The following is a 21,706-nucleotide window of genomic DNA, read 5'->3' as shown; positions in this document are numbered from 1 at the left end:
CTCGGGGCGTTCAGACGCTGGCCACGTCGGTGGCGGCTTCGGCGCGTTCTTCCACGCGGGCGGGCCGACGCTGGCCGCGCTCCTCCACGAACACGATGTGCTCGTCCGGCTTCTCGCTGTTGACGAAGGAGCGGAAGCGCTGTCGCGTGGCCGGGTCGGTCACCGCGGTCTTCCACTCGCACTGGTAGGTGTCGACCACGTGCTGCATCTGGGCTTCGAGTTCAGCGCCCAGTCCGAGGGTGTCCTGGATGAGCACGCCCTTCAGGTAGTCCAGCCCGCCTTCGAGGCTCTCGCGCCACGTGCTGGTGCGCTGCAGGCGGTCCGCCGTTCGCACATAGAACATCAGGAAGCGGTCGATCAGGCGAATCAACCCGGCCTTGTCGAGGTCCGTGGCGATCAACTCGGCGTGGCGCGGCTTCATGCCGCCGTTGCCGCACACGTAGAGATTCCAGCCCTTGTCGGTGGCGATGATGCCGACGTCCTTGCCTTGCGCTTCCGCGCATTCGCGGGTGCAGCCCGACACGCCGAACTTGATCTTGTGCGGTGCACGCAAGCCCTTGTAGCGGTTCTCCAGTTCGACGGCGAGGCCCACGCTGTCGTCCACGCCGTAGCGGCACCAGGTCGAGCCGACACAGCTCTTCACCGTGCGCAGCGACTTGCCGTAGGCATGGCCGGATTCGAAGCCGGCGGCGATCAGCTCTTCCCAGATCGACGGCAGTTGCTCCACGCGCGCGCCGAAGAGGTCCACGCGCTGGCCGCCAGTGATCTTGGTGTAGAGACCGTACTTCTTCGCCACCTGTCCCACGGCGATCAGCCCTTCAGGAGTGACCTCGCCGCCGGGCATGCGCGGCACGACCGAGTAGCTGCCGTCCTTCTGAATGTTGCCGAGGAAGTAGTCGTTGCTGTCCTGCAGCCCCGCCAGGCCCTTCTTGAGGACGAATTCGTTCCAGCACGACGCGAAGATGCTCGCAGCCGTGGGCTTGCAGATGTCGCAGCCCAGGCCCTTGCCGTGCTTGGCCAGCAGTTCGTCGAAGCTCCTGATCTCGCCGACGCGAACCAGGTGGTACAGCTCCTGGCGCGAGTAAGCGAAGTGCTCGCAGAGATGGTTGTTGACCGCCAGCCCGCGCTTGGCCATTTCCGCCTTCATCACCTGGCCGACCAGTGGAACGCAGCCGCCGCAAGTGGCGCCGGCCTTGGTGCATGCCTTCAGTTCGGCGACGGTGCACGCACCCTCCCCGACTGCCGCGCAGATCTGACCCTTGGTGACGCTGTTGCACGAACAGATCTGGGCGCTGTCGGGCAGCGAGTCCACGCCGAGGCCTGGCTTCGCCTTGCCGTCGCTCGACGGCAGGATCAGGAACTCCGGATCGGCCGGCAGCGTGATGCCATTGAGGGCCATCTGCAGCAGGGTGCCGTACTCGGCGGCATCGCCGACCAGCACCGCGCCAAGCAGTTGCTTGCCGTCTTCGCTGACGACGATCTTCTTGTAGATCTGCTTGTGCTCGTTGATGTACTGGTAGGAGCGTGACTTCGGGGTCTTGCCGTGCGCGTCGCCGATGCTCGCCACGTCCACGCCCATGAGCTTGAGCTTGGTGCTCATGTCGGCGCCGGTGAAGGCCGCGTCGCCCTGCCCGGCGATGTGCTTCGCGGCCACGCGGGCCATGTCGTAGCCCGGCGCGACGAGACCGAAGGTCTGCTCGTTCCACGAGGCGCATTCGCCGATCGCATAGACGTCGTGGTCGCTCGTGCGGCAGTGGCTGTCCACCGCCACGCCACCGCGCGGCCCGACCGCGAGCACGCATTGGCGCGCCAGTTCGTCGCGAGGGCGGATGCCGGCGGAGAACACGATCATGTCGGTCTCCAGGTGGGTGCCGTCGGTGAAGACCATGCGGTGCCGTGCCGTCGCGCCATCGACGATTTCCACCGTGTTGCGGCCGGTGTGCACGTGCACGCCCAGGGCCTCGATGCTGTTGCGCAGCGCCCGCCCGCCGCCCTCGTCCACCTGCACGGCCATCAGCCGCGGCGCGAATTCGACGACATGGGTTTCCAGACCCATGTCGCGCAGCGCCTTGGCGCATTCAAGGCCCAGCAGGCCACCGCCGACGACCACGCCCGTCTTGGAGCGCGCGCCACAGGCCTTCATGGCTTCCAGATCTTCGATGGTCCGATAGACAAAGCAGTGAGGCCGGTCGCGGCCCGGCACCGCCGGCACGAAGGGGAAGGATCCCGTGGCCAACACCAGCTTGTCGTAGTGCAACACTTCGCCGTCGGCGGTGGTGATGGTGTTGTCGCGCCGCTCGATGGCGACCGCCTTGGCAGCCAGCCTCAGCGTGTAGCCGGTGCGCTCGAAGAAACCTGGCTCGACGAGCGAGAGGTCTTCGGCGGTCTTGCCGGAGAAGAATTCGGACAGATGAACGCGGTCGTACGCGGGCCGAGGCTCCTCGCACAGCACCGTGACTTCCGCATCCACGACGCCGAGCTCGTGGAGTTGCTCGAGGAACTTGTGGCCCACCATACCGTGGCCAATCACTGCAATCTTCATTTCGGGTCCTGCACACACCCGGTCTCGTGACGGGGTACAGGCCACCGGACAGGCTGCCAATCAGCCTGTTGCAGTGGTGCCCCCGCGTGGAACGGATGCGAATCGGGTTGGAACAGGCGAACCGCCAGCGTCATTGCTTTCGGTTCGCTCGACTCCCGCCGTCATTAGCGGAGGCACCGCCCCGCGGCATCAGCGCCACGGAGCAGTGACGGAGATAACGCAATCTCCGTGCCATGCAGATCCGGGGCTCTTTGGCCCGGCTCGGCACCGAAATCAGTCCCCGTCCGACTGTCAGAACGAAAGGCGTGCGCCGTTCTGGCGCACGAGTCTCCGGTTTGGTGCGGCGCACCAACGCCCGGAGCGGCTCACTCCGGCCGAATGTCGGCGGCCTTGGCCACGCCCTTCCAGCGCTCGATCTCGGCCGCGATGAACTTCGCGAACTCGTCGGGCTTCATCGGTGCCGGCTCCGCGCCTTCCTTGATGAAGAAGGCCTTCATCTCACTCGACTGGATGTGCTTGTTGATCTCGGTATTGAGCTTGTCGACCACCGCCTGCGGCGTTCCGGCCGGTGCCAGCACGCCCCACCAGAGGTCGAGCGCGCTGCCCTTGTAGCCCGACTCCTCGAGCGACACGAGTTCCGGCGCGACCGGCGAACGCGCCGCAGTTGTGACCGCCAGCGCGCGCGCCTTGCCGCCGCGCACCTGCGTGAGGATCGAGGGCGCACTCGCCACCAGCACGTCGATCTGACCGCCCAGCAGGTCGGTGGTCGCCGGGCCCATGCCCTTGTAGGGGACGTGGGTCATCTTGATGCCCGCCGCGCCCGCGAACAACTCGGTCGCGAAGTGGTTGATGCTGCCCGCGCCCGAGGTGCCGTAGTTCAGCTTGCCGGGGTTCGCCTTGGCCGCGGCCACCAGATCCTGGATGGTCTTGTAGGGCGAGTCCTTGTTCACCGTGACCAGCAGCGGCCCCTTGGCCAGCATCGCGACCGGCTTGAAGTCCTTGACGGCGTCGTAGTTGAGGTTGGTGCGGATGGCGGCGCCGGTGGTGAAGGTGGAAGAAAGCACCACCAGCGTGTAGCCATCGGCCGGCGCGCGCGCCACCGTGGCGTTGGCGATCACGCCGCCGCCGGCCGGCTTGTTGTCGATCACGACCGGCTGGCCGAGCGAATCCGACAGGCGCTTGCCGATGGCGCGTGCGAACACGTCGTTCGAGCCGCCCGCTGCGCTGCCCACCACGATCGTGATCGGCTTGCCGGGGAAGGCATCGCCCTGCGCGAAGGCGGCAGGTTGCAGCGCGAGGGCGGCGATCGCGGCGATAACCGAGATCGCGTGGCGCCGGGGGGTGAGGAATGAAACGGGCATGCTTGTCTCCATATTCGGTGTTGCGGACGATCCTAAGAACAACTGTCGGCCTCTTTGACGAAGTTTTGTTATTCGATTCCCAAGTTTTTCTTGTGCTCGACTCCCTCACGCGGGGGCACACTGCGCTCTCACAGGAGAGCCACCATGCGACTGCCCAGCGACGCCCGCGGCGTCTACCCCATCGCCCCCACGCCGTTCTTCGACGACGGCCGCATCGACACCGCATCCATCGACCGCCTGACGGACTTCTACCTGCAGTGCGGCGCCACGGGCATCACCGTTCTCGGCCAACTCGGCGAAGCGCCCAAGCTGGAGCACCAGGAAAGCGTCGAAGTCGCGCGGCAGATGATCCGCCGCGCGCCGAACCTGCCGGTGGTCGTTGGCGTCTCGGCGCCCGGCTTCGCGGCCATGCGGGCGCTGACGCACGAGGTGATGGAACACGGCGCGGCCGGCGTGATGATCGCGCCGCCCAACACCTTGCGCACCGACGACCAGATCGTCGGCTACTTCAAGCAGGCGGCCGACGCCATCGGCGCCGACGTGCCCTTCGTGCTGCAGGACTACCCACTCACCTTCTCGGTCCAGATGACGCCCGGGGTGATCCGCCGCATCGTCTCCGAGATTCCCTCGTGCGCGATGCTGAAGCACGAGGACTGGCCGGGCCTCGAGAAGATCTCGGCGCTGCGGGCCTTCGAGAAGGATGGCTCGATGCGGCGCCTGCCGATCCTGTGCGGCAACAACGGCCTCTTCCTCGACTATGAGATGGAGCGTGGCGCGGACGGCGCCAACACCGGCTACGCCTTCCCCGACATGCTGTGCGACGTCGTTCGGCTCTCGGCCGCCGGCCAGCGCGAGGAGGCGCACGACCTCTTCGACGCCCATCTTCCGCTCCTGCGTTACGAACAGCAGCCGGGCGTCGGGCTGGCCGTGCGCAAGTACGTGCTGCAGCGCCGGGGACTTCTCACCTCGGCTGCGCAGCGCAAGCCCGCAGCCGTCCTGACGCCGGCCGCGCGCGCCGAAGTCGATCACCTGCTCGGCCGCCTGGCGCGCCACGATCCACGGGCGAAGCTGGCATGAGAAGCAAGCTCTTCGTGCCGGGGTCGCGCCCCGAGCTTTTCGCCAAGGCCGCCGCGAGCGATGCGGACGGAATCTGCCTGGACCTGGAAGACGCCGTGGTCGAGGCCCGCAAGGCCGAGGCACGCGATGCGGTGCGCGGCTTTCTCCAGGGCGGCGGCGCCACGGGCGGCAAGACCTGGATCGTTCGCGTGAACGGCCTCGACACGCCGCACTTCGCCGCCGACGTCGCCGCCGTCGCGCAACCCGGCGTGCACGTGATCAACCTGCCCAAGCCCGAAAGCCCGGGCGACGTGCAGGCCGCCGCCGAAGCCCTCGACCGCGCCGAGCGCGACAACGGCGTCGTCACGCCGATCGGCCTGCTGCTCAACATCGAGACGCCGAAGGCGCTGCGCGCGGCCGCCGCGCTCGCCGCCGCGCATCCGCGCGTGGTGGGCCTGCAGATGGGCCTGGGCGACCTCTTCGAGCCGCTCGGGATCGACCGGCGCGAAGCCTCCGCCGTGCGGCAGGCCATGTTCGCCGTGCGCATGGCGGCCGGCGAGACGGGCGTCTATGCCTACGACAGCGCCTTCGCGAACGTGCGCGACGTCGACGGATTTCGCGAGGAAGCCGCGCTCTCGCGGCGCATGGGCTTCCTCGGCAAGAGCTGCATCCATCCGAGCCAGGTCGCGCTCGCGAACGAGGCCTTCCGGCCGACCGATGCCGAAATCGCGCATTCGCTGAAAGTGGTGGAGGCGGCCGACGCGGCGACGGCCGGCGGCGTCGGCGCCTATGTCGTGGACGGCCGCATGATCGACGCACCTTTCGAGGCGCGCGCCCGGGCCATCGTGGCGAGCGCGCGGCGGCTGGGACTGGTGCCATGAACGATTCGACAACCGGCCACGCCATGGCTGCGGGCCCGCTCACCGGCCTGCGCGTGCTCGACCTGAGCGCCTACATCGCCGGACCCTACGGCTGCTCTCTGTTGGCGGATCAGGGCGCCGAAGTCATCAAGATCGAGCCGCCCGCGGGCGACAACCTGCGCAAGTACCCCTCCACGCTGGAGGCCGAGAGCCGCGCCTTCCTGGGCGTGAACCGCAGCAAGCTCGGCGTGGTGCTCGACCTCAAGCAGCCCGCGGACCTCGATGCCTTGCGCGCGCTCGTGCGCGACGCCGACGTGCTGGTCCACAACTTCAGGCCCAGCGTGCCCGCGCGCCTGGGCATCGACTACGAGACGCTGAAGGCGATCAATCCACGACTCATCTATTGCACCGTCACCGGCTACGGGGAGTCCGGGCCACTGAAGGACAAGGCGGGCTACGACCAGGTGCTGCAGACCATGACCGGCATGTGCGCGATGCAGGCACAGCCGGGCCAGCCACCGCAGATCCTCTACGGCTCGGTAGTCGACTACTACGCCGCGGCGCTGGTGGCGGCCGGCGTCGCGTCGGCGCTCTACGAGCGCGAGAAGAGCGGCGTCGGCCAGCAGGTCGGCGTCTCGCTGCTGCGCTCCGCGCTCGCGATGCAGTCCGCGCGCCTGGTCTGGGCCGAGGGCGAGCCGCGCGAGGTCGGGCGCGACATGCGCTCGGGCGGCATCACCGGCATCCATCCCACGCGCGAAGGCCATCTTTACATCTCGGCGAACACGCCGCACTTCTGGCGCGCACTGTGCGAGAAAACGGGCCTGCAGTCGCTGCTCTCGGAACGCTATGACAGCGTGCGCAAGCGCGCGCAGCACCACGAGGAGATCGTGCCCCTGCTGCACGCCGCGCTGTCCGCGCACAGCGCGATCGAATGGGAGCGCATCTTCGGGGAGGAAGTGCCGTGCGCGGCGGCGCGCACGGTGGAGGACATGTTCGACTTCCCGCAGGTGGAGGCCGAGGACATGGTCGCGAACTTCGCGCATCCGACGCTGGGCAGCTACCGCGGCTTCACGCGCGCCGTCGCCTTCAGCCGCACGCCCGGCCCCGAGCCATTCGCGGCGCCGACGCTGGGCCAGCACAACGAAAGGCTGGCGCTCGGTGATCCGGGCGCCAACGCAAGTGCCAAGGGTCCGGCCTGATGGACGAGATCGATTGCGCGGTGATCGGCGCAGGCGTCGTGGGGCTCGCCATCGCACGCGCACTCGCGATGGCCGGCCGCGAGGTGGTCATCCTCGAAGCCGAAGGCGCCATCGGCACGCACACCAGCGCGCGCAATTCCGAGGTGATCCACGCCGGCATCTCCTATGCGCCGGGTTCGCTCAAGGGACGCTTGTGCGTTGAGGGCAAAGCAGCGCTCTACGCCTATTGCGCCGAGCGCGGCATCGGTCACCGGCGCATCGGCAAGCTCATCGTGGCGACGCATGAATCCGAGCTGCCCGAACTGGGCCGCTACATCGAGTTGGGTTCGGCGCACGGCGTGACGGACCTGCGACTCATCGATGCGGCAGAAGCCCACGCCATGGAGCCCGAAGTGCGCTGCGTCGGTGCGCTGCATTCACCCTCCACCGGCATCGTCGACAGCCACGGCCTGATGCTCGGTTACCTCGGCGATGCCGAGCGGCATGGCGCGACGCTGGCGCTGCGCAGCCCCGTCGTGGCGGGTGAAGCCACCGCCGACGGCATCGTGCTGCAGGTCGGCGCATCGGCAGACACGCGCCTGCGCTGCAGGAACGTGATCAACGCTGCCGGCCTCGGCGCGCAGCGCGTTGCGGGCGCCATCGCGGGCATGCCGGCCACATTGATTCCGCCGCTGCATTTCGCCGTCGGCCACTACTTCACGCTGGGTCGCAAGTCGCCCTTCAACCGTCTCGTCTACCCGACCGGCCGCGAAGGCGCCCTGCGCGCGCACGTCACGATCGACCTGGGCGGGCAATGCAAGTTCGGTCCCGACCTCGGATGGCGCGACGGCGTCGACTATCGATTCGACGCATCACGCGCACCGGCCTTCCGTGACGCGATCCGCCGCTACTACCCCGGGCTGCGCGACGACGACCTGCAGCCCGGCTACACCGGCATCCGCCCTCGCCTCGCGGGACCGGGATCATCGATGCACAACACGGCGACCGACTTCGTGATCCAGGGCGGGAGTCAGCACGGCGTCGCAGGTTTGGTCAACCTGTTCGGCATCGAGTCTCCGGGGCTGACCGCTTCCCTCGCGATCGGCGAGCATGTGCGCCAGATCGTCGAACAACAAGCCGAAGCGAAGCGATGACGCAGGACGAAACGATTCCCCACACCACCGGCACCGCGCCACCGGCGCTGGCGGTGCCAGCGCTGGCCTGCGACTCGCACATCCACATCTACGACGGGCGATTTCCGTCGATCGGCGACCCGGGACGCGTGCTCGCGCAGGCCTGCGCAAGCGACTACCGGCGCGTGCAGGCCCGCCTCGGCACGACACGCACCGTGGTGGTGACGCCAACGGTCTACGGCACCGACAACAGCGTCACGCTCGATGCAATCCGGCAACTCGGCGCGGCCGACGCGCGCGGCGTTGGCGTGCTGCATCCGGACGTGGACGACGCCACCTTGCGCACGCTGGACGAAGGCGGCATTCGCGGCATCCGCTTCACGCTCTTCGACCCGGTGACCGCGGTCACGCGCTTCGACATGGTGGAGCCACTCGCCCGCCGCATCGAGCCTCTGGGCTGGCACGTGCAACTGCACTGGCGTGCGGACCAGATCGCGGCACACGCGGACCTGCTCGATCGAATTCCCTGCCCGATGGTGTTCGACCACCTCGCACGGATGCCGCATCCCGAAGGGACAGCGCACCCCGCCTTCGCCGTTGTGAGCCGCCTGCTCGATCGTGGCCGGACATGGGTGAAGCTCTCCGCGCCCTACCTCGACGACATGCCCGGCACCGAGGACAGCCGCGCCCGCGTGGCCGAAGCGCTGCTCGCGCATGCACCGGAGCGGCTGGTGTGGGGCAGTGACTGGCCCCATCCCACCGAAAAGGCGGTGAAGCCGGACGACGCCGCATTGCTCGACCGCATCGGCGGCTGGGTGCGCGACGCGGCGCTGCGGCAACGCGTGCTGGTCGACAACCCGCAGGCCCTCTACAGCTTCTGATGGCGCCGGCGCACCGCGATCTCGAAAGCTTCCAGCACGGCCTGCACGCGCCTGCTTTCGGCATCGGCGGGGCGGCACACCATCGCGATGTGACGCACCGGCGCGTCCTTGCCGAGCGGGATCTGGAGCATCGGGTAGGCCTGCAACACTTCCTGGCGCAGGGCCGGTACGACCGAGACGCCGAGCCCGGCGGACACCATGGCCGCGACTGCGTCGGTGCCGGGCAGGTCGAAGGTGCAGCGCGTGCGCGGCGCGATGCGGTTGACGTACTGCGCGGCGATGTGGCCGCCGGTGGTGACGCGGTCGAGGCGGATCCAGTTGTGCCGCCGAAGCATCTCGACGGGCGAGCCGCGCCGCGCATGCGGCGGCGCGATCATCACGAAGGTCTCGGTGGCCAGCGCAAACCATTTCAGCCGGCTCGATCCGCCGGACTTCGGCCGCACCAGAACTGCCGTGTCGAGTCGGCCGGCCTTCACGTCGTCCAGCAGCGCGGCAGAAACCCCGCGGGTGATCTCGAATTCCAGCGCGGGCGCCCGGTCGTGCAGCACCTGCATCGCCGTCGGCAGCAGGCTGACCTGCGCCGACTCGATGGTGCCCAGGCGAATGCGGCCCGAGACCACCGAGTCCTCGCGCAGCCGCAGCGCCTTGAGCGCATCGAGGGTCTGCTGCATCGTGCCCGCGACCTCGGCCGCGAAAGCCGTGGGCCGTACCTGCCGTGCCGAGCGGTCGAAGAGCGGCTGGCCGAAGTAGGCCTCGAGTTGCTGCATCTGCAGGCTCACGGCGCTGGCCGTGAGGTTCACTTCCTTCGCCGCTGCCGCGAAGGAGCCGTGCCGCAGCACCGCGACCAGGGTCTGGAGAAACTGAAGCTTCATGAGTTTTTCTTGGTCTCGGGGGCAAGTCTTGCATTCTGCAGAAGTTTTTATTGGCTCAGAAACCAGAGGAGACGAGCATGACCGTGAGAGTTTTTTCGCCCGCTCGCCGGCAGTTGCTGCTGGGCGGAGTGGCACTTGCCGCGCTGCCCGCCGCGGCGCAAGCGCCGGCCTTTCCATCCAAGCCGATCCGCCTGATCGTTCCCTACGCAGCGGGCGGTGGCGCCGACGGCAATGCCCGTCTGCTGGCGCAGCCGATGTCCACGCTGCTGGGTCAGCCGATCGTGGTGGAGAACCGGCCTGGCGCCAGCGGCATCATCGCTGCCACGGCCGTGCTGCAGTCGCCCGCCGACGGCTACACCGTGCTCTTCGACACCTTCCCCTACGCGGTGAACGCCGTGCTGCGCAAGCTGCCCTTCGACCCGGTCAAGGACCTCGTGCCGGTGTCGCAGGCGATCAACATGCCCAACATCCTCGTGGTGCCCAGCTCGGCACCCTACAAGACCTTCAAGGAATTCATCGCCTACGCGCGTGCAAACCCGGGCAAGCTCAGCTATGCGTCCTACGGCGCCGGCGGCTCGGCGCACCTCGCAGCCGAGATGCTCAAGCGCGACGCCGGCATCGACTGGTTGCACGTGCCCTACAAGGGTGGCGCGCCGGCCATCACCGATCTGCTGGCGGGCCAGGTCTCGGCCTACTTCGCCAACCCGGTGTCAGGCCTGAGCTACGTGCAGTCGGGCCGGCTGCGCGCGCTCGCAACCACCGGCGCGCAGCGCATGGAAGCGCTGCCCGACGTGCCCACCGTGATGGAGAGCGGCTTCAAGAACTTCGAGGTGGTCGAGTGGAACGGCTTCTTCGTGCCCGCGGCCACGCCACCGGCAGTGATCGAGCGCCTGTCCGCCGCAGTGCGGGACGCCACCCATCAGCCGGAGACCCGTCGCCGGCTGCTGTCCATGGGCATCGAGCCCGTCGGCAACACGCCGAAAGAATTCGGCGCCTTCCTGCAGTCGCAGATTGCACGCTGGGCCGCGCTGGTCAAGACCAACGGCATCACGGTGGACTGAAGCGGGCCGCGCTTCGCGGCGGAACACATGATCGACGTCCGCCGCCCGCCGCCCGCCGCCCGGCCCGGATCAAAGATCGAGCTTGCTGACCTTGGTGCCGTCGAGGCTGAGGTTGGCCATCAGCCCGGCATTGCTCAGGGCATATCCCACGACGGGTTGCTGCATGGTCTGCGTATCGACGGCTGCCGAGGCGCCGACCTTGAGCATGGTGACCGAGGCATCGGCGCCGGCGGTCCACCCCTTGCTCGCGCGGAACTTGTCCAGCGATTCCTGCGTCATGAAGAGCACGAAAACAGCCTTGGAGTCGGCGCCGGCCAGAAGCCCGACCGATGCCGCAGTGGTGCTGTAGTAGCCATCGGTCTTGCCGCCGACGCGCAGCGCACCCTGCCCGTAGGAGCCGCCAACGCCCAGCCCGGCCGAGACCACATCAGGGAACACCAGCACCCCCTTGGCCTTGCCCGTCATTTCGCGCGAGCCCGGCGCCTGGGCGTAGAGCTTGGACAGTGCGCTGTCGACCGATGCATTGATGCTGGCGCGCTTGGCCACTGGATCGCCGCTCGAGGTGGAGGTGGTGGTGCATGCCGCGGCGAGGACGGCGACGAGCCCACCTGCCAAGAAAGTTCGCTTATCCATGACAACTCTCCTGCAGTCGTTGGCAGACCATTGTGCGCCGCTGATGGAGATGGTCAAGCCGCGGCGGTGTCGAGTTGCCCATCGGTCACGGTGCGGCCGGATGATGGCAATCACTTGGGCCTCCCCTTTGAAGTGGGCGAAAATGTGCTCTGGCCACAGGTCCCCGGCAATCCTTCGCAGGGCTACATTGCCTTTCATCCTCGGAGGTGCAGTGCCCTCTGAGCCCATCCCTGACAGGAAAGCCAGCCATGCGTCAAGCCATCGAACAGCTTTTGGGCATTGTGGAGACCATGGTCGCGGATGGTGATCTTCATGATCTGGAGATCGAGTTCCTCAAGGTGTGGCTTGCCGAGAACTCCGACGTCGCGCGGGTGTGGCCTGGCCATGCCGTCAGCCGCGCGATCGAAACTGTCCTGGCCGACGGACACGTCAGTGAAGACGAGCGCGCCTACCTGATGACCACACTCAAGCAACTGGCGGCTGGCGATTTCGTGTGGAACGATACGGACGGCGCGGCCGATTTCGCGCTTCCGATGGACAACGCGATCGAGATCACCCTGCGCGACTCGCTGGTCTGTCTGGCGGGCGAGTTCCTCCATGGAACGAGGGCAGCATGCGAGCGACTGCTGGAACGGGCCGGCGGGTGGCCGGCAGCTGCAGTCAGCCGGAACGTGCGCTACCTCGTTATCGGGTCCAAGGTGCCGCCGAACTGGACTGAGACGCCGCTCGCACAGACGATCAAGGACGCCCTGGCTTTGCAGCAGGCTGGACATGCTATCGCGATCATCTCGGAGCGACGCTGGCTCGAATGCGTCGCAGGAAGAGCGATGCCCTGACCGGGCGCGCATCGCGCTCCAACGCACGACGCCGACTGACCACCGGAACGCCCTGGCTTGCAAGCCAATGCCCGAAGCGTCACGATGGATGCAGTTGACGAAGGTCAATGCCTGAACACAGTCATTGTCGAGGACGGCCAACCATGTACCAGCGAATCCTTGTCCCCCTCGACGGCAGCGACACCTCGCTGGCCGGTCTCGACGAGGCGGTGCGCCTGGCCCTGCTGCACGGCGCCACGCTGCGGCTCGTGCATGCGCTCAACACGTTCAAGCTCAGGCCGGGCCATGCATCGCACGCCTCCTACGCCTCTCTGCTGCCCCAAATGAAGGCGGAAGGAGAGCGGCTTCTGCAGCAAGGCCGCGAACGCGCCGAGCGCAGCGGCGCCAAGGTGGAGACGAGGCTGCTCACGTCGCTGACCATGAGCTTGTCGGAATTGGTCGCGGACGACGCGCAGGCCTGGAAGGCCGAACTCATCGTGGCTGGAACGCGCGGCCGCAAGGGCATCGAGCGCATCCTGTGGGGAAGCGAGGCGCAGCACGTCACGCGCATGGCGACCATGCCAGTCCTGCTGGTCCAGGCCCCCGAAACCAGCACGAATGGCTAGGGGCCGCCTTCCCTTCAGTACCTTTCCTCGATGTACCTCACCGGATGGGTGGACTCGCGACGGCCGTTGATCTTGTTTCGCTTGGGCAGCTTCACCTTCTCGCGCGGCACCTCGCGATAAGGAACATGGCTCAGGAAATGGGAAATGATGTTGAGGCGCGCGCGGCGCTTGTCGTCCGACCTCGCGACGTGCCAAGGGGCGAACTCGGTGTCAGTCGCCGCGAACATGTCGTCGCGCGCACGTGAGTAGTCATTCCACCGGCCGTAGGATTTGATGTCCATCGGCGAAAGCTTCCAGATCTTGCGCGGGTCATGGATGCGGGCCTCGAGGCGATGCGTCTGCTCCTCGGGGCTGACTTCGAGCCAGTACTTGAGCAGGATGACGCCTGAATCCAGGATGGCCCGCTCCACCAGCGGCACCGCGCGCAGGAACTCCTGGGCCATCTCCTCCGTGCAGAAGCCCATCACCCGCTCCACGCCGGCGCGGTTGTACCAGCTGCGATCGAAGATCACGACCTCGCCTGCGGCCGGCAGGTGCGGCAGGTAGCGCTGCACGTACATCTGGCTTTTCTCGCGCTCGGTCGGCGCCGGCAGCGCGACCACCCGGAACACCCGCGGGCTCACGCGCTCGGTGATCGCCTTGATGGTGCCGCCCTTGCCCGCGCCGTCGCGCCCTTCGAACACGATGCAGACTTTGAGCCCCTTGTGCACCACCCACTGCTGCAGCTTGACGAGTTCGACATGCAGGCGCTCGAGTTCCTTGTCGTACTGACTGCGCTTGAGCCTGCCCTTGGACGGCTCGGCCTCCTTGGCTTTCGGTTCATCGCGGACGGCGACCGCCCCGTTCTCCTGCTTGTCCGTCGATCGGTGCTTCAGCTGCATGGCATCCACCTCGCTCTTCTATGTTGTGCCCATCAAGGTAACGCAGCGCTCCGAGGGCGCAAATCCTACTTTGGTCGGATTTCCACGCCTCTGTCCCACGGGGCAAGCTCATGCCCCAGGGTCGTTCACGCTGGCCGCATGTCGCACCTCACCGAGAAAACCGCCAATGTCCCGGCAGACGCGTCCATGCCCCCCGCGCCTGTCGGCGGATGGCGCGCGGCGTTTCCGCCTTCCCAATGGCTGCCCGCTTACCGCGCCGCATGGCTGCGGCGCGATGCCGTGGCGGGCGTCACGCTCGCTGCCTATGCGATTCCCGTTTCGCTTGCCTACGCCATGCTGGCCGGGTTGCCGCCGCACTGCGGCGTGTACGGCTATCTCGCCGGTGGCCTGTTCTATGCGCTGTTCGGCTCGTCGCGCCAACTCGCGGTGGGCCCCACATCGGCGATCTCCATCCTCATTGCGCCGACGATGGCGGCCGCCATGGCCGGTGGCGATGCGGCGCGCGCCATGGACCTCGCGGCACTCACGGCGCTGGTCATGGCGGGGCTGAGCATCATCGCGTGGATCCTGCGCCTGAGTTCGCTCATGAACTTCGTGAGCGAGACGATTCTTCTCGGCTTCAAGGCCGGCGCTGCACTCACGATCGCCATGACCCAGTTGCCGAAACTGTTCGGCGTCAAGGGCGGCGGGGAACACTTCTTCGAGCGGGTCGTGGTGCTCGTGGGCCAACTCCCGGGCACGAACCTCGCGGTCCTCGGCTTCGGACTGGCTTCGCTCGCCTTGCTGCTGGCCGGCGAGAAGCTTCTGCCAGGCCGGCCGGTCGCGCTGGCCGTGGTGGCGCTCTCGATCGTCGTGCTGTCCGCGACGCCGTTGGCCGGGCTCGGCCTGCCGGTGCTGGGGGAGGTGCCCACGGGACTGCCGGACATCCGTACACCGAACTTGCGACTGCGCGACGTGGACGACGTGCTTCCCCTGGCCTTTGCCTGCCTGCTGTTGGCCTACGTCGAAGGCGTGTCCGCAGCGCGCACACTGGCCGAGCGACACGGCTTCGCCATCGATGCGCGGCAGGAACTGCTCGGGCTCGGCGCCGCGAACGTGGCCGTGGCCTTCGCCCAGGGCTATCCGGTGGCAGGCGGGCTGTCGCAGTCTTCCGTCAATGACAAGGCGGGCGCGCAGACGCCACTGGCGCTCGTCTTCGCCTCCATCACCATTGCCATCTGCCTCGTCTACCTCGCGCCCTTGCTGCACAACCTGCCCAACGTGGTGCTGGCGACCATCGTGCTGGTGGCGGTCAAGGGCCTCGTCGACATTCCTCAGTTGCGCGCGCTGTGGCGCTCGAGCCGCTACGAGTTCGGCGTGGCGATGATCGCCTTTGCCGGTGTGCTGGTGCTGGGCATCCTCAAGGGCGTGATGCTTGCCGCCATCGCGTCCCTGCTGCTGCTCATCCGGCGCGTGGCGCAGCCTCACGTCGCCTTCCTCGGGCGTATTCCCGGCACGCGCGGCCTCTCGGACATGGAGCGCCATCCGGACAACGAACCGATCCCCGGTGCACTGGTGTTCCGCGTGGAGGCCGCCCTCCTCTACTTCAATGTCGAACACGTGCAGGACGTGGTGCTCGCCAAGGTCCGCGCGTCGGCGGAGCCGATACGGCTGGTGGTGTGCGACCTGTCGACCTCGGCCAACATCGACCTGGCGGGCGCCCGCATGCTCGGCCGGCTGCACGCGCAGTTGCAGGCGGCCGGCATCGCCATGCGGATGGCCTCGGCGCACGCCCTCGCGCGTGACATCCTGCGCGGCGAAGGCCTGGAAGAGCGCGTCGGCTACTTCGGCCGGCGGAGCACGCCGATGGACGTGCTGGACGAGTTCGAAGGCATCGCGCCGGGCGGATGAACCATCGCGCCGACACTTCAGAACACGGCGCTGATCGACGCGACGAAGACCTGGTCCTTCGACCCCGGGTTGAACCAGAAGCCGCCGACGGTGACCTGGCGCCAGGTCACCTGCGCGAACGGTCCGCGCAGGACGTCGCGATCTCCGCCATAGGCCCGGGTCCGCTGGGCGGCGAGCCCCACGCGAAGCCACTCCACCGGCCGGTAGCCAAGTTCGCTCCAGGCATAGAGATAGCGGCTGCTCTCTTCGCGGAAGCGCACGTATTCGGCCTCGACGTAGAAGTCGAACCGCCGCCAGCCCAGGCTCGCTTCCATGCCGGGCACGAAAGCCTTGGTGGTGCCCCAGGCGCTTCCGAGCAGGGGCGTCAGTTCCCAGGTGAGTTCCTCCCCGCCGGCGAAGGTCCAGCCGATGAAGGCCGAACGGGCGCCGACCGATTCGTAGTTGACCCGCGCCTCGAGATGCAGCGCTGCGCGCTGGGCCACCATGACCGCCGACGTGTAGTTGCCTCCGCCGCGAACGATCGTGGGGTACGCCGTGGCCGCGAACTCCCAGGCCGGCGTGGCTTCGCCCTCGCCGGCGTGCACGGCCGTGGCGATGAAAGCCCCGAGCGCGGCGAGTGCCCGCGATCCGGCTGTCATCCGCCGAGCGCCTTGATGGCGCCCACGAGCACCGTGCCCAGCCCTGCCATCAGGATGCCAACCTTCCAGCTGCCGTAACCTGCATAGCGCCCAAGACCCAGCCCGCCAAGGAACAGCATGGCCAGCGCGATGGCGCGCGACACGTTCTTTGCCGTCGCTACGTCCTGCATCAGCGCGAAAGGCAGCACCACCGGAAAGGTCGCCACCACCACGAAGACGAACACCGCCAACGCCGCGCGCAGGTCATTCCAGCCCAGCGTGGGCTGCGCCGGCACGGAAGGCAGCGCAAGCATCCGGCCGCGGATGGCTTCGATCTCCGCCGGGGAGACCAGGCCGGCCATGTCGCGCGACAGCGAGCGACCGAGCACCGCGCGGCCCACCTGCGCATCCGGGGCGCCCCGCACGGAGTGCACGAGCGTGAGCCATCTGCCACGGTCCGCGACCGTGCGCACCAGGTACATGACGGCGTCGACGAGCCCCCATGCCAGGTTGCAGCCCAGCGCGGCGACGAACATCACGCGGATTTCCTCGCGCCCGGCCTCCGTCACCGACACGGCACCGGTGAAGCTGAGCGCCATGAGCAGGCCGAAGAGCATCTCCGAGATCCGGTCTACCGGACTCAGCAGCGGCTCGCGCGCAGGTTCGGCGGCAAACGTCGTTCCGGTCATCGCGGCCCCGGCCCCAGCGCGGCGACCAGTTCCGGCACCGCAATGAACAGATCGGCCACCAGCCCGTAGTCCGCAACCGAAAAGATCGGGGCCTCCTCGTCCGCATTGATCGCCACGATCACCTTGGAATCCTGGATGCCGGCCAGATGCTGGACCGCGCCTGAAATCCCGCAGGCGATGTACAGCTGCGGCGCCACGATCTTGCCGGTCTGACCCACCTGCCAGTCGTTGGGCGCGTGACCTTCATCGACGGCGGACAGGCTCGCACCGAGGCCCGCGTTCAATCGGTCCGCCAGCGGCGCCAGTACTTCCTTGAACTTGTCGGCGCTGCCCAGGCCGCGCCCCCCGGCGACGATGACCTGCGCCGTCGTCAGCTCCGGGCGCTCGCTCCGGTGGATCTCCCGGCCGACGAATCTGCTCTTGCCGGAGTCGGCCACCCCTTCGTCGTTCTGCACGGTGGCACTGCCGCCGGTTGCGGCAGCCGCATCGAAGCTGGTCGTGCGCACCGTCATCACCTTGATGGCGTCGCTGCTGCGCACCGTGGCAATCACGTTGCCCGCATAGATGGGCCGCTCGAAGGTGTCGGGTGCGATGACCTTGGTGATCTCGCTGATGGCGGCCACGTCCAGCAATGCAGCCACGCGAGGGGCAACGCTCTTGCCGTTGGCGCTTGCCGCGAAAAGGATGTGGCTGTAGCCCTGCGACATCGACACGATCTGGGCGGCCAGGTTCTCGGCCAGGTTGTCGGCGAGGAATGGGCTGTCGACGGCGACGATCCGGCTCACACCCGCGATCCCGGCTGCCGCCTTGACTGCATCTCCCACGTTCGAACCGACGACAAGCACATGGACGTCACCGGCCATGCATGCCAACGCGGCGGTGACGGTATTCAGGGTCGCCGACCTGACAGCGGCATGGTCGTGCTCGGCGACCACCAGTGCGGTCATTCAGTCTTCTCCCTGTCTCGCCCTCCGACCAGCGCCGGCGTGAATCCGCGCCAAGCGCCCTCGGTTCTCTCGCTCGCCAGATCCAACGCGAATTGAATTTCCATGCTTGTCTCCTTTCCGCTTGCAGGACGCTCAAGGTATGGTCAGAGCGTCAACGCGCGCAGTTCGCCCTGAGCCATGCCCATGCTCGTACGAAAGCCCAGCGACAGAATCACGAGAGTCGTGAAAGCGAGCATTGCAAGTGCGAACGCTTGTGCCAGCCATGACGGCTGTTCAATGCTGAACTTCAGCGCAGCGAGCGTCATTGCCGCCAATGGAAAGCTCACGGCCCACCACGAAGTATGGAAGGGCGAGCAACTGCGCAGGCGCACCAGCTTGGGCAGCAGAACCGCGAGCATGAAGACTGCAAGGTAGAAGAGCAACTCGGCGAAAAGATCGAGCTGTCCCGCAACATTGAGATAAGCCGAGAAGCCAACGGCGAAAGGTGCGACCAGGATCATCAATGAAGGCTGCAGCGGCTGGGGCATTGGCTCCTCGAAGATCACCCTGGAGAGGATCAGCGTGAAGAGCGGCACCGCGAAGAACAGGCCCACCGCCAGTGCGAATACGCACACAGCATGCGAGCCGGGCAGGTTCAAAGGAACGCCGGCGATCGAAATATTGAGCGTTCCGACGACCGGGACAATCCAGGCGGGCGTGGCATGCGCGATTTGTTGCCGAACGCTCATCCATCGGCTCACGATCAACCAAGCGAATCCCAGCATCGCCATGGTGCCGGCGACCCAAAGGACCTTGGCCAACGCGAGCGCATAGGGCGCAACAACTGCCGGCAGGAGCAACAGCGAAATGATCGGAGTCGCAAAAAAGTTCGCCGCGACGGGATGCGCGAATTCGGTGCGCACTGCGTTGGGTGATTTGAGGAACTTGATCGCATAGGCGAGAACCAGGGCGGCGAAGACGACGGCCGCCGCATAGCCAAGCACCTCGCCCACCCACCTGGGCAGGCCGAACTCGATCGCCGCGAGCCGCCACGCCAGCGCCAGACCGCACAAGCCCATGACCGAGCCGAACAGGCTGACCGGCAGGTAGGCCAGTCCTGCCATATTGCCGGCGTTGTTCGTCTCAAGTGGTTCATTCATGGGCACGTCGTCATGACGCTGCGGCGCTCACCCGCCGCCGACCAGCGCCGGCACGATGTCCACGAAGAGGATCTTGATGATGGTCATCCCCGGAAAGATCATCGCGTAGCCGATGTCCGGCTTGTCCGTCGGCGCCAGCTTGTTCGAATACGCCAGGATGGCCGGGTTGCCGCACGCGCCCGCCACGATGCCGGCCACCTCGTCGAAAGGCATCTTGAACACGCCCAGCCCCAGCACCAGGATCGGCAGCACGAGCGCCACCACGACGATGGCCGCCAGCCCGAGCATCAGGAAGCCCGTCTGCGAGACCGTGGCCGCGAACTTCGGTCCCGACGCCATGCCGACCTGCGCCAGGAACAGCGTCAGACCCAGATTTCGCAGCACCAGGTTCGCCGACAGCGGTATGGTCCAGTTCAGACCACCGGTGCGGCGCAGCCTGCCGAGCACCAGCGCAACGATCAGCACGCCCGAAAGGCCCAGGGCGAGCTTGCCGACGCCGGGCAGGGGAAAGTTGATCGCGCCGAGCAGGAAGCCCAACGCCATGCCGAACCCGATGGAGATGTAGCTGAACTCCGCCGTGCCCTTGATCGAATCGCCGAAGAACTTGCGGAGCGTGGCGAAGTCATCGCGATGCGCGAGCAGGCCGACGCGATCGCCGAACTCCAGCACCAGGTCGGGCCGCGGCAGGATATCGGCGTCCCCGCGGCGCACCTGCACGACCACGTTGGGCCTGCCTTCCGGCAGCTTCAGGTCGCCGAGCGAGCGGCCGACCACGGCCGCTCGTGAAGCGAAGATACGGACGTAATCCAGGTCGCGGCGATCCCCCATCATCCGGCCGGCATGGACCTCGCCGAGTTGCCGCGCCGCCTGCTCGAGCACCTCGCGGCTCGGTCCCGTGACCAGCAGGACGTCGTTCGCAGCCAGCGCCATGGTGTGCGAGGCCGGCAGGTTGTGATGCGCCCGCCGCAGCGCGGCGATCTCGATGCCCGCGGGCAATCCGGAGAGCAGGTCGCCGATGGTCTTGCCCTTCAGCGCGGACTCCTCCGGCGCAATCTCCAGCATCTCGATCGCGCCCCCCGTGGGCGCCTGGATCTTCGGCTTGAGCAGCATGAAGGTCACGTAGAGAAACAGGATCGGCCCGGCCACGCCCAGCGGATAGGCCACCGAGTAGCCGACCGCCGGGTCGTCGTTGCCCAGCGTCACGATGGCAGCCTGCAGGGTCGGCGTGCTGGTGCCGGCGCCCGCGAACAGCCCCAGCGCGTGCCCGAGCGGGAGGTTCGACATCTTCATGAACAGCATGCTCACCACGCCGGCCAGGAGCACGCCGGACAGTGCGATCAGGTTCGCCCTCTGCCCGTACGAACTCGTGAGGCCAATGAAGAACTGCTTGCCGTACTGCACGCCCACGGCGTACAGGAAGAGCGCCAGCCCCAGCGTGCCCACCATGGGCGCCGGCGCCGACTTGGGCGACAGCCAGCCCATGAAGAGCGCCACGAAAAGCACGGCTCCCACACCGAGCGAGAAGCCCTTGATGTTGACCTCTCCCAGCAGGTAGCCGATGGCGATGGTCAGGAACAGCGCCATCATCGGCTGCTGCGCCAGAACGTTGCTCAAGGTCTCCATGATTCTTCTCCTTCTTCTTGTTGTCAGCGTTCAGTACACCGTCAGGCCACGGCTTCGGAACTGCCCGCGCACGCGCTCGGACAGTTCCGCCGAAGGCGGCTCGACCTCGCGCAGCGGGTACTCGAGCCCGAGCTGCTGCCACTTGTCGCGCCCCATCTGGTGGAAGCGCAGGATCTCCACCCGCTCCAGCGACTTGAGTTCGGCACAGACGTCGGCCACCTTCTCGACGTTGTCGTAGCCGTCGGTGAGGCCAGGCACGAGCACGAAGCGCACCCACATCGGCCGCCCGAGCGCCGAGAGGCGCCGCGCATAGTCCAGCGTCGGTTGCAGCGGCTGGCGCGTGACCTGCTCGTAGATGGCGGGGTCTCCGGACTTGATGTCGAGCAGGTGCAAATCGATTTGCGTCAGCTCTTCATCGGTCATGCGCTCGCCGAGGCGCCCGGCGGTGTCGATGCAGGTGTGCAATCCGAGTTGCTTGCAGCGCCGGAATATCTCCATGGCAAAGGCCTTCTGCACCATCGGCTCGCCCCCCGAGAGCGTGATCCCGCCACGGCTGATCTTCAGCACCTGTGCGTACTTGCCGATCTCCTGCATCGCACGGCCGACCGAGACCGGCCGCCCGTTGTTCCGGTGCCAGGTGTCCGGGTTGTGGCAGTACTGGCAGCGCAGGAAGCAGCCGGTGAGAAAGGCCACGAACCGGATGCCCGGCCCGTCCACCGTGCTGCCGACCTCCCAGGAGTGCACGTAGCCGACGATGTCCTCGCCGGGGTCGCCGGACTCTTCGAGGTCGGCCGGATGGATCGTGTAGTAGTCCTGCGACTTCGACTCCGCAGCCCCCTTCTTCGCGACGTGCAACTCGTACCGGCTGCCGGTCAATGACTGGGTCATGGCGCGCTCTCGGG

At 67.3% G+C, this 21,706-nt stretch carries 20 protein-coding genes; 9 read left to right on the top strand and 11 right to left on the bottom strand.

Annotated features, from left to right (window positions below; genetic code table 11):
* Positions 1–10: 10 nt before the first annotated feature.
* Both nirB and QTI04_RS21435 read right to left on the bottom strand, forming a co-directional pair.
* Positions 11–2,542 carry a nitrite reductase large subunit NirB gene (gene nirB, locus QTI04_RS21440; protein WP_286617505.1) on the bottom strand — a complete coding sequence of 844 codons (2,532 nt, stop codon included), beginning with the start codon at positions 2,540–2,542 and terminating at the stop codon, positions 11–13.
* A gap of 365 nt (positions 2,543–2,907) precedes the next feature.
* The gene (locus QTI04_RS21435) at positions 2,908–3,903 is read right to left on the bottom strand and encodes a tripartite tricarboxylate transporter substrate binding protein (protein WP_286617504.1); all 996 of its coding nucleotides are present in this window, start codon (positions 3,901–3,903) and stop codon (positions 2,908–2,910) included.
* Positions 3,904–4,047: 144 nt separating this feature from the next.
* On the opposite strand from QTI04_RS21435, the gene QTI04_RS21430 reads away from it, so the two are divergent.
* Genes QTI04_RS21430 through QTI04_RS21410 form a run of 5 tightly spaced genes read left to right on the top strand, consistent with a single transcriptional unit; the run spans position 4,048 to position 9,011 of the window.
* The gene (locus QTI04_RS21430) at positions 4,048–4,980 is read left to right on the top strand and encodes a dihydrodipicolinate synthase family protein (protein ID WP_286617502.1); all 933 of its coding nucleotides are present in this window, start codon (positions 4,048–4,050) and stop codon (positions 4,978–4,980) included.
* Positions 4,977–5,840 (top strand): CoA ester lyase, encoded by an 864-nt coding sequence (locus QTI04_RS21425; RefSeq protein ID WP_286617501.1) that lies wholly within the window; start codon positions 4,977–4,979, stop codon positions 5,838–5,840. Before QTI04_RS21430 ends, QTI04_RS21425 begins: the two co-directional genes overlap by 4 nt.
* On the top strand, positions 5,837–7,018 hold the full coding sequence (locus QTI04_RS21420; RefSeq protein WP_286598202.1) for a CoA transferase: 1,182 nt from the start codon (positions 5,837–5,839) through the stop codon (positions 7,016–7,018). The genes QTI04_RS21425 and QTI04_RS21420 overlap by 4 nt, the downstream gene beginning before the upstream one ends.
* Positions 7,018–8,151: an NAD(P)/FAD-dependent oxidoreductase gene (locus QTI04_RS21415; RefSeq protein WP_286617500.1), complete on the top strand. Its 1,134-nt coding sequence runs from the start codon at positions 7,018–7,020 to the stop codon at positions 8,149–8,151. The genes QTI04_RS21420 and QTI04_RS21415 overlap by 1 nt, the downstream gene beginning before the upstream one ends.
* The gene (locus QTI04_RS21410; protein WP_286617499.1) at positions 8,148–9,011 is read left to right on the top strand and encodes an amidohydrolase; all 864 of its coding nucleotides are present in this window, start codon (positions 8,148–8,150) and stop codon (positions 9,009–9,011) included. Before QTI04_RS21415 ends, QTI04_RS21410 begins: the two co-directional genes overlap by 4 nt.
* Here the strand turns inward: QTI04_RS21410 and QTI04_RS21405 are convergent.
* Positions 8,999–9,883 (bottom strand): LysR family transcriptional regulator, encoded by an 885-nt coding sequence (locus tag QTI04_RS21405; RefSeq protein WP_286617497.1) that lies wholly within the window; start codon positions 9,881–9,883, stop codon positions 8,999–9,001. The two genes, QTI04_RS21410 and QTI04_RS21405, sit on opposite strands and share 13 nt — an antisense overlap.
* Positions 9,884–9,960: 77 nt before the next feature.
* Here QTI04_RS21405 and QTI04_RS21400 point away from each other — a divergent pair, with 77 nt between their 5' ends.
* A complete protein-coding gene (locus QTI04_RS21400; RefSeq protein ID WP_286598198.1) occupies positions 9,961–10,944 on the top strand; it encodes a tripartite tricarboxylate transporter substrate binding protein in 984 nt (327 codons plus the stop codon).
* A gap of 69 nt (positions 10,945–11,013) precedes the next feature.
* Here the strand turns inward: QTI04_RS21400 and QTI04_RS21395 are convergent, their stop codons facing one another.
* Complete coding sequence (locus QTI04_RS21395) at positions 11,014–11,577, bottom strand: YSC84-related protein (RefSeq protein WP_286598197.1); 564 nt, start codon at positions 11,575–11,577, stop codon at positions 11,014–11,016.
* 248 nt (positions 11,578–11,825) lie between these two features.
* Here QTI04_RS21395 and QTI04_RS21390 point away from each other — a divergent pair, with 248 nt between their 5' ends.
* Entirely contained in the window at positions 11,826–12,413 is a 588-nt protein-coding gene (locus tag QTI04_RS21390; protein ID WP_286598195.1) for a BRCT domain-containing protein, read from the top strand.
* 143 nt (positions 12,414–12,556) lie between these two features.
* A complete protein-coding gene (locus QTI04_RS21385; protein ID WP_286598194.1) occupies positions 12,557–13,018 on the top strand; it encodes a universal stress protein in 462 nt (153 codons plus the stop codon).
* 14 nt (positions 13,019–13,032) lie between these two features.
* Here the strand turns inward: QTI04_RS21385 and ppk2 are convergent, their stop codons facing one another.
* Positions 13,033–13,899 (bottom strand): polyphosphate kinase 2, encoded by an 867-nt coding sequence (gene ppk2 / locus QTI04_RS21380; RefSeq protein ID WP_286598193.1) that lies wholly within the window; start codon positions 13,897–13,899, stop codon positions 13,033–13,035.
* A gap of 186 nt (positions 13,900–14,085) precedes the next feature.
* Here ppk2 and QTI04_RS21375 point away from each other — a divergent pair, with 186 nt between their 5' ends.
* Positions 14,086–15,789: a SulP family inorganic anion transporter gene (locus QTI04_RS21375; RefSeq protein ID WP_286598191.1), complete on the top strand. Its 1,704-nt coding sequence runs from the start codon at positions 14,086–14,088 to the stop codon at positions 15,787–15,789.
* Between the two features lie 17 nt (positions 15,790–15,806).
* Here QTI04_RS21375 and QTI04_RS21370 read toward each other — a convergent pair whose 3' ends face one another.
* The 6 genes from QTI04_RS21370 to pflA form a co-directional block, all read right to left on the bottom strand.
* A complete protein-coding gene (locus tag QTI04_RS21370; protein ID WP_286598190.1) occupies positions 15,807–16,427 on the bottom strand; it encodes a hypothetical protein in 621 nt (206 codons plus the stop codon).
* Positions 16,424–17,095, bottom strand: a complete 672-nt coding sequence (locus QTI04_RS21365) for a hypothetical protein (RefSeq protein ID WP_286598189.1) — start codon at positions 17,093–17,095, stop codon at positions 16,424–16,426. Before QTI04_RS21365 ends, QTI04_RS21370 begins: the two co-directional genes overlap by 4 nt.
* Positions 17,092–18,042, bottom strand: coding sequence for an electron transfer flavoprotein subunit alpha/FixB family protein (locus QTI04_RS21360; RefSeq protein WP_286617496.1), 951 nt, complete (start codon positions 18,040–18,042; stop codon positions 17,092–17,094). The genes QTI04_RS21365 and QTI04_RS21360 overlap by 4 nt, the downstream gene beginning before the upstream one ends.
* Before the next feature lie 143 nt (positions 18,043–18,185).
* Positions 18,186–19,181: an SLAC1 anion channel family protein gene (locus QTI04_RS21355; protein ID WP_286617494.1), complete on the bottom strand. Its 996-nt coding sequence runs from the start codon at positions 19,179–19,181 to the stop codon at positions 18,186–18,188.
* 27 nt (positions 19,182–19,208) lie between these two features.
* Positions 19,209–20,804 carry an aspartate:alanine exchanger family transporter gene (locus QTI04_RS21350; RefSeq protein ID WP_286617493.1) on the bottom strand — a complete coding sequence of 532 codons (1,596 nt, stop codon included), beginning with the start codon at positions 20,802–20,804 and terminating at the stop codon, positions 19,209–19,211.
* Positions 20,805–20,834: 30 nt separating this feature from the next.
* Entirely contained in the window at positions 20,835–21,692 is an 858-nt protein-coding gene (pflA, locus tag QTI04_RS21345; RefSeq protein WP_286598183.1) for a pyruvate formate-lyase-activating protein, read from the bottom strand.
* Positions 21,693–21,706: the final 14 nt, after the last annotated feature.

The organism is Variovorax sp. J22R115 (assembly GCF_030317005.1).
GTDB lineage: Bacteria > Pseudomonadota > Gammaproteobacteria > Burkholderiales > Burkholderiaceae_C > Variovorax.
Note: the sequence above shows the minus strand (reverse complement) of the source record. Positions and strands in the feature narration are given on the sequence as shown.